Consider the following 12,521-nt stretch of genomic DNA (forward strand, 5'->3'; position numbering starts at 1 on the left):
CACCGCGGCACCGGCCTAGGCTGGCCGCATGAGCACCGTCGCCCCCTCCGCCGAGCGCGAGGGCGGCGTCCTCTCGCGGCGCTACCTGCTGGCGACCCTCGGCATGGTGGCGCTGATCGGCATCGCGGCCTTCGAGTCGCTGGCGGTCACGACGGTGATGCCGGTCATCGCCCGCGAGCTCGACGGCGAGCAGCTGTACTCGCTCGCCTTCGCCGCCCCGTTGGCGACGGGAGTGGTCGGCATGGTGGTGGCCGGCAACTGGGCCGACCGCAGCGGGCCCCGGGTGGTGATCGTCGCCTCCGTGCTGGCCTTCGGGGTCGGCCTGGCGATCGTCGGCACGGCGCCCGACATGGTCGTGCTGCTCGCCGGGCGGCTCGTCCAGGGGCTGGGCTCGGGCGCCGTCATCGTCGGCCTCTACGTGATGGTCTCGCGGCTCTACCCGCCGGCGCTCCACCCGTTGATCTTCGCGGGGTTCGCCGCGGCCTGGGTCGTGCCCGGGCTCGTCGGGCCGGTCGTCGCGGGCACCGTGGCGGAGACCGTCGGCTGGCACTGGGTGTTCCTCGGCGCGCTCGTGCTCGCGGTGCCCGCCTTCCTCATGATCCTGCCGAGCCTCCGTCGGGTCGGCCCGCCGGTCGTCGCCCCGGGAGAGCCCCGCGTCGCGTGGAGCGTCGGCCGCATCGCGTGGTCGGGGGGAGCGGCGCTCGCCGTGCTGGCGCTCAACCTCCTCAGCGAGCTGCCCCTGGGGGCGGCCGCCGCGGTGGTCGTCGTGGCGGTCGTCGTGCTCGGCGTCGCGCTGCGGCCGCTGCTGCCCCGGGGAACGCTCCGGGCGGCCCCGGGCGTCCCCACCCTCGTGCTCCTCCGCGGCCTCGTGGGCGCCGCCTTCCTCGGCAGCGACGTCTACCTGCCCTACATGCTCTCGTCCGAGTACGGCTTCTCCGCCTCCGCGTCGGGCATCACCCTGACGCTCGGCGCCGTGGCCTGGGCCGGCGCGAGCTGGGCGCAGGGGCGCCTGGGCGCCCGGGTGCCGCAGCTGCTCGGCATCCGGATCGGCGTCGCGTTGGTCGTGGTCGGGGTGCTCTCGGCCGTGGCCTCGCCGCTCCTGCACCTGACGCCCGCCGTGGTCATCGTCGGGTGGTCGCTCGCGGGGGCGGGCATGGGGTTCATGTACCGCCGCTTCTCGGTCCTCGTGCTGCGGGGCTCGGGCGACGACGAGAAGGGCTTCAACAGCTCGGCGCTCACGATCGCCGACTCGTCGGGCTCCGCCGTGGCGCTCGCCGTCACCGGGGCGGCGTTCGTGCAGCTCGGCGGGGCCGCCGAGCCGATCGCGTTCGTGGCGTGCTTCGCCGTCGCGCTCGCGGTGGCCCTGCTCGCCTTCGCGGTGACCGGGCGGGCCGTGCCGCGCGACGTGACCTGACCGGCCGCGGGCACCGCGCCTCCCCGGCCCGCGGTCGTCGTCGTCGGAGCAGCGCTGCATAATGGTCTCCGCGCGATGTGTACGGTCACATCGCCATCAGCGATGGAGCGACGTGAAACCTGAGGTCGACAAGGTGCGCGCTCCCAACATCCGCGACGTCGCGGCACTGGCGGGGGTCTCGTACCAGACCGTCTCGAGGGTGCTGAACGACAGCCCGAGCATCCGGCCGGCCACGCGGCAGCGCGTCCTCGACGTCATCGAGCAGATCGGCTACCGCCCGAACCAGGCGGCCAGGGCCCTCGTCACGAGCCGCTCCCGGGCGATCGGCGTGCTCACGCTGCAGAACGTCCACTTCGGCCCGCAGACCATGGTGAACGCCATCGAGCTCGAGGCGCGCGCGGCCGGCTACCGGCTCAGCATCGCGAGCACGACGCGCGCCGACGACGACGTCCGGGCCAGCGTCGACCTGCTGACCAACCAGGCGGTGGAAGCGATCATCGTCATCGCCCCCCAGCGCAAGTTCTTCGACGTGCTCGACCAGCTCGACCTCGGCGTGCCGATCGTCGCCCTCGACAGCACGCGCCGCACCACGGCCCACAGCCTCTCGGTCGACCAGCACGCCGGGGCCCGCCTGGCCACCCGGCACCTCATCGACCTCGGCCACAAGCACATCGTCCACGTCGCCGGCCCGCAGGACTGGATCGAGGCCGACGAGCGCATGCAGGGGTTCCTCTACGAGATGGGCGAGGCCGAGCTCTCGATCGAGCCGCCCATCCTCGGCGACCTCACCGCCGACTTCGGCTACCTCGCGGGCAAGGAGCTGCTGCGCCGCCGCGACTTCACGGCGGTCTTCTCCGCGAACGACCTCATGGCCGTCGGGCTGCTGCACGCGTTCCGCGAGGCCAGCGTCGACGTGCCGCGGGAGGTCAGCGTCGTCGGCTTCGACGACTCCCCGACGGCGGCGCACCTCTGGCCGCCGCTGACGACCGTGCGGCAGGACTTCGAGCTGATCGGGCGACGGGCCGTCGAGCTCGTCGTCTCCGAGCTCGAGGGCGGCACGGTCGTCGACCGCACGCTGGTCGCGCCCGAGCTGATCGTGCGCGGCTCCACGGCCCGCCCGTGGTTCCTCTGAGGGCACCGCGTCGACGCTCCGCCCCGACCGCCGACGTCGCCCGCCCGCGGCGGTCGTGACACCGTTGTCGGCTGACGGTGACGGACCTGGGGGAGTCGCGCCCCGCCTCCCTCGGACCGGCGCGGATAACGGAACGGCAACGGCATTTGACAGCGGCCATGAGCGGGTCTAGCTTTGCTCCAGTCGCGGTGTGAACGGTCACATCCGGTGTCACAGGAGCCAGGTCGTCCGACCTGGCCGCCAGGTCCGGACAGCGACGAGTCAGGACGAGCCCGCCGCACCCGAGAGGGGCGGTCGGCCGACGAAGAGGTCGAACGTGGAGGTCAGTGTGCCCAGTGCACCGAACACGATGAGCGGGATCCCCGGGGGTGCCGGCCGTGGCCGTTGACTCTCCCGTCATCCTCGAGATGCGCTCCATCACCAAGGAGTTCCCGGGCGTCAAGGCGCTCGACGACGTGTCGATGCAGGTGCGTGCCGGTGAGGTCCACGCGATCTGCGGCGAGAACGGCGCCGGCAAGTCGACGCTGATGAAGGTGCTGTCGGGCGTCTACCCGTACGGCAGCTACAGCGGCGACATCGTCTACCAGGGCGACGTCATGCGCTTCCGCGACATCCGCTCCAGCGAGTCGCAGGGCATCGTCATCATCCACCAGGAGCTGGCGCTCATCCCCGAGCTCTCGATCACCGAGAACATCTTCCTCGGCAACGAGCCGACGAAGTTCGGCGGAGCCATCGACTGGCGCGCGGCGAAGACCCGTGCCGTCGACCTGCTGGCCCGCGTGGGCCTCGGCGACGACCCCGACACGGCGATCAAGAACCTGGGCGTCGGCAAGCAGCAGCTCGTCGAGATCGCCAAGGCGCTGAACAAGAACGTGAAGCTGCTCATCCTCGACGAGCCCACCGCGGCGCTCAACGAGGCCGACTCGCAGCACCTGCTCGACCTGATCCGCGGGCTCAAGGGCCGCGGCATCTCGTCGATCATGATCAGCCACAAGCTCAACGAGATCGAGGCGATCGCCGACTCGATCACGATCATCCGCGACGGCAAGACGATCGAGACGCTCGACGTCAAGGCCGACGGCGTCAACGAGGACCGCATCATCCGCGGCATGGTCGGCCGCAACCTCGCGAGCCGCTTCCCCGACCGCACCCCGAAGATCGGCGAGGTCTTCTTCGAGGTCAAGGACTGGTGGGTCCGCCACCCGCAGACCGCCGAGCGCTTCGTGTGCAAGGGCTCGAACATCTCCGTGCGCCGCGGCGAGATCGTCGGTCTGGCGGGCCTGATGGGCGCTGGCCGCACCGAGCTCGCGATGAGCATCTTCGGCCGCTCGTACGGCCAGTTCGTCTCCGGCCAGATCATCAAGGACGGCGAGACCGTCCAGATCAAGAACGTCTCCGACGCCATCGACAACGGCCTCGCCTACGTCTCGGAGGACCGCAAGGTGCTCGGGCTGAACCTGCTCGACGACATCAAGCGCTCCACGGTCGCCGCGAAGCTCTCCAAGATCTCGAAGGCCTCCGTCGTCAACACGTACGAGGAGCACTCGATCGCGGAGGAGTACCGCAAGAGCCTGCGCGTCAAGACGCCCACGGTCGACGAGGGCGTGGCCAAGCTCTCCGGCGGCAACCAGCAGAAGGTCGTGCTGGCGAAGTGGATGTTCACCGACCCCGACCTGCTCATCCTCGACGAGCCGACCCGCGGCATCGACGTGGGCGCGAAGTTCGAGATCTACAACATCATCAACCAGCTCGCGGCACAGGGGAAGGGCGTCATCGTCATCTCCTCCGAGCTGCCCGAGCTGCTGGGGCTCTCCGACCGGATCTACACGATCTTCGAGGGCACCGTCACCAACGAGATGGACGCGTCCGAGGCCGATGCCGAGACGCTCATGAGAAGCATGACTTCGAAGAAGAGGGAGAACGCCGCATGAGTGGCATCAAAGACCTGAAGAAGGTGTTCGGCGGCAACCAGTCGAACGCTCGCCAGTTCGGCATGATCGCGACGCTCGTCGTGGCCATCCTGATCTTCCAGTTCCTCACCGGCGGGCTCACGCTCGACCCGACCAACCTGATCGCCCTGGTCAGCCAGTACTCGTACATCCTCATCCTCGCCATCGGCATGGTGATGGTCATCGTGGCCGGCCACATCGACCTCTCGGTCGGCTCGGTCGCCGCCTTCAGCGGCATCATGGTCGCCACGTCGATGACGAGCTGGAACTTCCCGTGGCCCGTAGCCATCGTGTTCGGCCTCGTCGTCGGTGCCGTGATCGGCGCCTGGCAGGGGTTCTGGGTCGCCTACGTCGGGGTGCCCGCGTTCATCGTGACCCTGGCCGGCATGCTCCTCTTCCGCGGTGCGAACCAGTTCGTCGGCAACGCCGACACGCTGCCCGTGCCCGAGGGCTTCACGGTCATCGGCGCCGGGTACCTGCCCGAGTTCGGCCCGAACACGGGCTACAACAACGCCACGCTGCTGCTCGGCCTGGTGCTCGCACTCGTCGTGGTCTACCGCGAGTTCCGCCTCCGCCGCGTCCAGCGCGCCATGGGCTCCGAGATGGCGCCCCTCTGGGTCAGCGTCCTCAAGCTCGTCGTGCTCGTCGGCATCATCGCCTACGCCGCGACCCTCTTCGGCGGCGGCCGCGTCGGCACCTCCTTCCCGATCTCGGGCATCATCCTCGGCGTCCTCGTCCTGGTCTACGGCTTCGTGACGCAGAACACGATCTTCGGCCGCCACATCTACGCGGTCGGCGGCAACTCGCACGCCGCCGAGCTCTCCGGCGTCAAGGCGAAGCGCATCAACTTCTTCGTCATGATGAACATGTCGGTGCTCGCCTCGCTGGCCGGCATGATCTACGTCGCCCGGGCCGGTGCCTCCGGCCCCCAGGACGGCCTGAACTGGGAGCTCGACGCGATCGCCTCGGTCTTCATCGGCGGCGCCGCCGTCGCCGGCGGCATCGGCACCGTGACCGGCTCGATCGTCGGTGGCTTCGTCATCGCCGTCCTGAACAACGGCCTCCAGCTCATGGGCGTCGGCTCCGACAAGGTGCAGATGATCAAGGGCCTCGTGCTGCTGATCGCCGTGGCCGTCGACGTCTACAACAAGAGCCAGGGCCGCCCGTCGATCACGGGCTTCCTCACCCGGGGCCTCCGCCGCGACAAGAACGGCGTCGCCGCTCCCGCCGACGGCGCCCTGGCGAGCAACCAGTCCGGCGTCGGCACGAGCCCGGAGAGCACCACGCCGGCCCTGCAGCCGAACGGCGACCTGAGCGACGTGCAGCGCCCGAAGGCCTCGACCCCCAACTAGACCCACCCGCGGACCGACCACCGACGGTCGGCTCCGCCTCCCCGGGCGGTCGTCACCACGACCGCCCCCCGCACCACCAAGTGATCCCTACGAGAAAGTAGACACAGCATGCGCAAAATCGCGCTGGCGACCATGGCGGTCGCCGCAGCAACGACGCTGATCCTGAGCGGCTGCTCCAACTCCGCCCGCACCGACGCCGGTTCCGGCGACGCGGCGTCCGGCTTCGAGCAGGGCTCGACCATCGGCGTGGCGCTGCCCGCGAAGACCAGCGAGAACTGGGTCCTCGCCGGCGACCTCTTCACCGAGGGCCTCACCGAGGCGGGCTTCAAGCCCGACGTGCAGTACGCGGCCGCCTCCGGCACCGTCGCGAACCAGCAGGAGGAGATCCAGTCCATGGTCACCAAGGGCGCGAAGGTGATCATCATCGGCGCGGCCGACGGTGCCCAGCTCGGCACCCAGGTCAAGGCCGCCCACGACGCCGGCGCCGTGGTCATCGCCTACGACCGCCTCATCCTCAACACGGAAGACGTCGACTACTACGTCGCGTACGACAACTTCAAGGTCGGCGAGCTCCAGGGCCAGGCCCTGCTCGACGGCATGGCCGCCAAGAAGGCGGAGGGCCCGTACAACGTCGAGCTCTTCTCCGGCTCGTCCGACGACGCCAACTCGAAGGTCTTCTTCGACGGCGCCATGAGCGTCCTGCAGCCGAAGATCGACGACGGCACCGTCGTCGTCGCCTCGGGCCAGACCGACATCAAGCAGACCGCGACCGACGGCTGGAAGGCCGAGAACGCCCAGCGTCGCATGGACTCGCTGCTCACCAGCACCTACGGCTCCACCGAGCTCGACGGCGTCCTGAGCCCCAACGACACCCTCGCCCGCGCCATCATCACCTCGGTGAAGCAGGCCGGCAAGACGGTCCCCGTCGTCACGGGTCAGGACTCCGAGGTCGAGTCGGTCAAGTCGATCATGGCCGGCGAGCAGTACAGCACCATCAACAAGGACACGCGCAACCTGGTCAAGCAGGCCATCGCGATGGTCTCCTCGCTGTCCGAGGGCGACACCGCCGAGACGAACGACGACGAGTCGTACGACAACGGCAGCAAGATCGTCCCGGCCTACCTCCTGCCCCCGCAGATCGTCACGAAGGACAACGCGGCCGAGGCCTACGCCAACGACCCGACCCTCGAGCCGCTGACGAAGTAGTCCCACCGGCAGCACAGCGCCACAGCAGCACAGCAGCGAGAGCCGATCGCCCCTCCGGGCGGTCGGCTCTCGTCGTCCCGGCCCCGGTACGGTGGTGCCGTGACCGGAGGCGCAGGGCAGGGCGGAGGCCCCGAGGAGGCGCGGGGCGGCCAGGCCGGCCCGCCCCGGTCGGTGCGCGTCACGGTCGAGCTGCTGCTCGCCTCGCCCCGTTCCCGCTACGTGGGGCGGCCCGCCGACGGCGCGGAGCCCGCCCTCGGGCCGGAGACGCCGAGCTCCGTCGAGGTCCGGGCCGGGCTGGGCATCGTCGGCGACCGCTACTTCGGCCGGGCCGCCCACCGCGGCGCTCAGGTGACCGTGTTCGCGGCGGAGTCCCTCGAGACGGTGGCGCGCCTCCTCGGGGTCGACGGGCCGCTCGACGCGGCGGCCACCCGGCGGAACGTCGTGCTGCGCGGCCTCGACGTCGACGCGCTGCGCGGCACGACGTTCAGCGTCGACTCGGGGGAGGGGCCGGTGCGGCTGCGCGCGACCCGCGCGGCGAACCCGTGCGCGTGGATGGACCACGAGCTCGCGCCGGGCGCCTTCCGCGCGATGCGGGGCCGCGGGGGCGTGCGCTGCGAGCCGCTCAGCGACGGCGTGCTGCGGCTCGGCCCGGCCGTCGTGCAGCTCGGGCTCGCCGACGACACGGGTCGGTGACGGCCCGGCTCAGCGACGGCTCGGCTCAGCGACGCCGGGCTCCGCGCTGACCCGCAGCGACGGAGCGTCGGTCAGTTCGGGGTCACTGCCACCAGCTGGGCACCATCGCCACGATGGTGTCGAGCAGGGTCTTGCGGCTGGTGCGCTTGCCGCCGAGCCAGGCCTCGACCGCGCCGACCAGGGCGTGGGCGAAGAACCCGGCCGCGATGTGCACCGACAGGCCCTCGGGCAGGGCGCCCTCGGGCAGGCGCGAGATGTGCTGCAGCGACGAGGTCTCGAAGTGGCCGGCGAGGGCCTGGTGGATCGACGCGTCGAGGGGGTCGGGCAGCGCGAGGCGGTACATCTCGCGGTAGCGCACGACGTGGTCGACGACCTTCTCGACCCCGCGGCGGGTGATCTCCGCGCCGTCGGCGTCGGGCGCGGCGTCGCGGGCCGCGGCGTCGGCCGCCCGGATCGCGTCGAGCTCGGGGGTGATCACCGCGGTCAGCAGCGCGCCGGGGGAGGTGGCGTGGCTGTAGAACGTCGCCCGGTTGATGCCGGCGGCGCGGGTGACGTCGGCCACGGTGATGGTCGACACGGGCTGCTTCGACGCGAGGTCGACGATGGCCGTGTGCAGGGCCTTCGTGGTCTGCACGATGCGGGCGTCCACCATGGTGACCTCCAGTCGGTACGGGTGCTGGGGCCGAGCTTAGGGGGTCGCCGACGGTCGTCGCGCTAGCCGACATCGGGTGTCGGTCGGGGCTGTCGGAGCCCGCCCGCTCGCCGGTAGTCTCGACGAGGCGGCCCCGCGTCGACGGGCCGACCGCCGCCTCCCCCTCCCTCCTCACCGCCGGGAGCCCACGCCGTCCACTCGAAACGATTCGAGCCCGGCGGGCCCGGCCGCCCGTCCCCTCCCTCCTCGACCACGAAGGCACCGTGTGACCACCGTCCTCCACCCCGGCGACGCCCTGACCCGCCGTCAGCGTCTCGTCTACGTGATCGTGCTCGGCGCGCTGACCGCGCTCGGCCCGTTCACCATCGACCTCTACCTGCCGGCGTTCCCGGCGCTCGAGGACGACCTGGGGGTGTCGACCGGGCTCGTCCAGCTCACGCTGACCGCGACGACGATCGGCTTCGGCGTCGGGCAGCTGCTCGTCGGCCCGTGGAGCGACAAGGTGGGCCGGCGGGCGCCGCTCATCGCCGCGACCGCCCTGCACGTGCTGGCGAGCATCGGCGCCGCCGCCGCGCCCGACATCGTCTGGCTCGGCGTCTTCCGGGTGCTGCAGGGCATGGGCGCCGCGGCCGGCGGCGTCGTCGCCCTCGCCATGGTGCGCGACCTGTTTGGCGGCCTGCCGCTCGTCCGGATGCTCTCGCGCCTCGCGCTCGTCAACGGCCTCGCGCCCATCCTGGCGCCGGTCATCGGCTCGCAGCTGCTCGCCTTCACGAGCTGGCGCGGCGTCTTCGTCTTCCTCGTCGCGTACGGCGCCCTCGTCATCGTCGCGGCGATGTTCCTCATCGTCGAGACCCTGCCGAAGGAGCGCCGCCACGAGCCCGGGCACTCGAGCCTCGGCCAGCGCTACCGGGTGCTCTTCGGCGACCGGGTCTTCGTCGGCGTCGCCCTGATCGGCGCGATGGTCTTCTCCGGGCTCTTCACCTACCTCTCGGCGTCGTCGTTCCTCTTCCAGGAGGTCTACGGCCTCGACGCGCAGCAGTACGGCTACCTCTTCGCCGTGAACTCGCTCGGCATCGTGGCGGGCGTCCAGATCAGCTCGCGCCTGGCACGGCGGTACGGTCCGCAGTGGATCCTCGCGGCGGCCACCGCCGTCCTGCTCGTCAGCGCGACCACCATCGTCGTGCTCGACTCGTTGCAGGTGGGCCTCCTCGGCATCCTCGTGCCGCTCTGGTTCTTCATCGCGGCCTGCGGGTTCACCTTCCCCCAGGTGCAGGTGCTCGGCCTGGCGAACCACGGCAAGGAGGCCGGCACGGCCGCCTCCCTCCTCGGCGCCCTCAACTTCGGCCTCGCGGGGCTCATCTCCCCGGTCGTCGGGTTCCTCGGCATCGGCTCCGCCGTGCCGATGGGCAGCGTGATGATCTGCACCTCCGTGGTGGCGATCGCCGCGCTGTGGCTGCTGGTGCGCCCTCGGACGGTGCCGGCCCTCGGGCACTGACCCGCGACTCCCCGGTACGTTCTGGGGATGACGACCGACCCGCTCTCGCCGAAGCCGCCGACCCCCGCCGAGGAACGGGTCGCCCGCCGCGTGCAGCGCCGGTGGTGGGTGGTGAGCGCCCTCGGCGCCATCGGGGTCGTGCTGCTGCTCGGCGTCGTCATCACGGCCCGGGCCGGCAGCCTCGGCATCGACGAGGAGTTCATGGGCGAGGTCGTCGAGCACCGCAGCCCGTTCTGGCAGGCGCCGGCGCTCGTCTTCAACGTGATCGGTGCCGGCGTGATCGGCGTCTTCGTCGTGCCGCTCGGGGTGGCGGCCGTGCTGCTGCTCCGGCGCCGGCCGTGGGCGGCCCTGTACTGGATCGCGTCGTGCGCCCTCAGCGCGGGCGTCGTGCAGGTGATCAAGCACACCTTCGGGCGGGCGCGGCCGGAGGAGATCCTCGTGGTGAGCGACTACGGCTCGTTCCCGTCGGGGCACACCGCCAACGCCGCGACGCTCGCCGTGGTGCTCGGGGTGATCCTGCGCCGCGCGTGGGTCTGGATCCCCGGCGTCGTCTACACCGTGGCGATGCTGCTGAGCCGCACGTACCTCGGGGCGCACTGGCTCACCGACACGGTCGGCGGCCTGCTGATCGGTGCAGGCGTGGCGGTCGTGCTCTGGGCGCCGGTGGCGCATCGGCTGCTCGCCGAGCAGGAGCGTGTGCGGGGCCGCGGCTGGGCCTGGCAGCACCGCGACCGTGCGGCGGTGACCTCGTGAGCGACGAGCTGGCCCGGGCCCGCGCGGAGGCCGAGGCCGCGGAGGCCGTCGCCGCCGCCGCCCGCGCCGCGGCGGACGCTGCCGTGGCCCGCGCCCGCGTGCTGGCGCTCGAGGCGGAGGCGGCCGGCAGCGAGGGGTCCGACGGGCCGGCCGCCCCGGCCGCCCCAGCCAGCCCGGCCAGCCCGGCCAGCCCGACCGTCCCGCCCGCCTCGCCCGCCGACGTGCAGGCCCCGCCCGCGGGCCCGCTCAGCCAGGCCGCCGTCGACGCGGTCCGCCGCGGCTACGCCTCGACCGGCCCCGTGCTCGAGATCGGCGCCCTCGTCAACGGCGAGGCCCGGCCCGACGTGCCCGTGCGGGTGCCCGTCGGCATGCTCACGCGGCACGGCCTCGTGGCCGGAGCCACGGGCACCGGCAAGACGCGCACGCTGCAGGTGCTCGCCGAGCAGCTCTCGGCCGCGGGCGTCCCGGTGTTCGCCGCCGACGTGAAGGGCGACCTCTCCGGCATCGCCCGCCCCGGCGCCCCGAGCGACGCGCTCCTCGACCGGACGCGGGGCATCGGGCAGGACTGGTCGCCCGAGGCCGCCCCGACCGAGTTCTTCGCGCTCGGCGGCGTCGGCACGGGCGTGCCCGTGCGGGCCACCGTCAGCGGCTTCGGGCCCCTCCTGCTCAGCAAGGTGCTCGGCCTCAACGACACGCAGGAGTCGAGCCTCGGCCTCGTCTTCCACTGGGCCGCCCGCGCCGGGCTTCCCCTCGTCGACCTCGCCGACCTGCGGAGCGTGCTCACCCACCTGGCCAGCCCCGCGGGCAAGGCCGAGCTGGCCGACCTCGGCGGCCTCAGCACCGCGACCGTCGGCGTCGTGCTCCGCGAGCTCGTCGCGTTCGCCGACCAGGGCGCCGACCGGTTCTTCGGCGAGCCCGAGATCGACACGGCGGAGTTCCTCCGCGTCGCCGCCGACGGCCGCGGCGTGGTCAGCCTGCTCGAGGTGCCCGGCGTGCAGGACCGACCGGTGCTCTACTCCACCTTCCTCATGTGGCTGCTCGCCGACCTCTACAACGACCTGCCCGAGGTGGGCGACGTCGCGCTGCCGAAGCTCGTCTTCTTCTTCGACGAGGCCCACCTGCTGTTCCGAGACGCGTCGCGGGACTTCCTCGCGCAGGTGACGCAGACGGTACGGCTGATCCGCTCGAAGGGCGTCGGGATCGTCTTCGTCACGCAGACCCCAAAGGACGTGCCCGGCGACGTCCTCGCGCAGCTCGGCTCGCGCATCCAGCACCAGCTGCGCGCCTTCACGCCCGACGACGCCAAGGCCCTCCGCGCGACCGTCTCGACGTACCCGACGAGCGACTACGACCTCGCCGAGGTGCTGACCAGCCTCGCCACGGGGGAGGCGGTCGTGACGGTGATGAGCGAGCGCGGCGCCCCCAGCCCGGTCGCCTGGACCCGCCTGCGCGCCCCGCGCGGCTCGATGGCGCCGACCCCCGCCGACGAGATGGCGGCCGACGTCGCGGCCTCGCCGCTGACCGCCGTCTACGGCACCGCCGTCGACCGGGACTCCGCCCGCGAGATGCTCGCGCGGAAGCTCGACGCGGCGGCCGCGGCCGACCGCTCCCGCGAGGAGCGCGAGGCCGAGCAGGCGGCGACGCAGGCCGAGTACGACCGTCAGCAGCGCGAGTTCGAGCGGGCGGAGGCGACCGCGTCGCGGCGGGAGCGGCGCACGGGCTCGACCCGCGCCTCCGGCGGCTCTCGCACCTCGCGCTCCCGGAGCGACGACGGCGGGCTGCTCGACGACGTGCTCGGCTCGTCGGCCGGCCGCGCGGTCGTCCGCGAGGTGGTGAAGGGGATATTCGGCACCCTCCGGCGCCGCTGACGCGCCG

10 protein-coding genes are annotated in these 12,521 nt (G+C 72.2%); 9 read left to right on the forward strand and 1 reads right to left on the reverse strand.

Annotated features, from left to right (window positions below; translation table 11 throughout):
* The first annotated feature begins 28 nt into the window (after positions 1 to 28).
* From F1C15_RS13615 to F1C15_RS13640, 6 genes are all read left to right on the forward strand, one after another.
* A complete protein-coding gene (locus F1C15_RS13615; protein WP_185231801.1) occupies positions 29 to 1,414 on the forward strand; it encodes an MFS transporter in 1,386 nt (461 codons plus the stop codon).
* A 112-nt stretch (positions 1,415 to 1,526) separates the two neighbouring features.
* Positions 1,527 to 2,546, forward strand: coding sequence for a LacI family DNA-binding transcriptional regulator (locus F1C15_RS13620; RefSeq protein ID WP_255465289.1), 1,020 nt, complete (start codon positions 1,527 to 1,529; stop codon positions 2,544 to 2,546).
* Between the two features lie 407 nt (positions 2,547 to 2,953).
* Positions 2,954 to 4,477, forward strand: a complete 1,524-nt coding sequence (gene mmsA / locus F1C15_RS13625) for a multiple monosaccharide ABC transporter ATP-binding protein (RefSeq protein WP_056055678.1) — start codon at positions 2,954 to 2,956, stop codon at positions 4,475 to 4,477.
* The gene (gene mmsB / locus F1C15_RS13630; protein ID WP_082514259.1) at positions 4,474 to 5,847 is read left to right on the forward strand and encodes a multiple monosaccharide ABC transporter permease; all 1,374 of its coding nucleotides are present in this window, start codon (positions 4,474 to 4,476) and stop codon (positions 5,845 to 5,847) included. Before mmsA ends, mmsB begins: the two co-directional genes overlap by 4 nt.
* Before the next feature lie 108 nt (positions 5,848 to 5,955).
* Complete coding sequence (locus F1C15_RS13635; RefSeq protein WP_167258530.1) at positions 5,956 to 7,053, forward strand: sugar-binding protein; 1,098 nt, start codon at positions 5,956 to 5,958, stop codon at positions 7,051 to 7,053.
* Positions 7,054 to 7,152: 99 nt separating this feature from the next.
* Entirely contained in the window at positions 7,153 to 7,746 is a 594-nt protein-coding gene (locus F1C15_RS13640) for an MOSC domain-containing protein (protein ID WP_255465291.1), read from the forward strand.
* An 82-nt stretch (positions 7,747 to 7,828) separates the two neighbouring features.
* On the opposite strand, the gene F1C15_RS13645 is transcribed toward F1C15_RS13640, so the two are convergent.
* On the reverse strand, positions 7,829 to 8,398 hold the full coding sequence (locus F1C15_RS13645; protein ID WP_056053096.1) for a TetR/AcrR family transcriptional regulator: 570 nt from the start codon (positions 8,396 to 8,398) through the stop codon (positions 7,829 to 7,831).
* A gap of 265 nt (positions 8,399 to 8,663) precedes the next feature.
* On the opposite strand from F1C15_RS13645, the gene F1C15_RS13650 reads away from it, so the two are divergent.
* Genes F1C15_RS13650 through F1C15_RS13660 form a run of 3 tightly spaced genes read left to right on the forward strand, consistent with a single transcriptional unit; the run spans position 8,664 to position 12,514 of the window.
* A complete protein-coding gene (locus tag F1C15_RS13650) occupies positions 8,664 to 9,893 on the forward strand; it encodes a multidrug effflux MFS transporter (protein WP_056053098.1) in 1,230 nt (409 codons plus the stop codon).
* 27 nt (positions 9,894 to 9,920) lie between these two features.
* Positions 9,921 to 10,646 carry a phosphatase PAP2 family protein gene (locus tag F1C15_RS13655; protein WP_185231804.1) on the forward strand — a complete coding sequence of 242 codons (726 nt, stop codon included), beginning with the start codon at positions 9,921 to 9,923 and terminating at the stop codon, positions 10,644 to 10,646.
* Positions 10,643 to 12,514, forward strand: coding sequence for a helicase HerA-like domain-containing protein (locus F1C15_RS13660; protein ID WP_185231806.1), 1,872 nt, complete (start codon positions 10,643 to 10,645; stop codon positions 12,512 to 12,514). Before F1C15_RS13655 ends, F1C15_RS13660 begins: the two co-directional genes overlap by 4 nt.
* Positions 12,515 to 12,521 lie beyond the last annotated feature (7 nt).

The organism is Frigoribacterium sp. NBH87, from assembly GCF_014217665.1.
Classification (GTDB): Bacteria; Actinomycetota; Actinomycetes; order Actinomycetales; family Microbacteriaceae; genus Frigoribacterium; species Frigoribacterium endophyticum.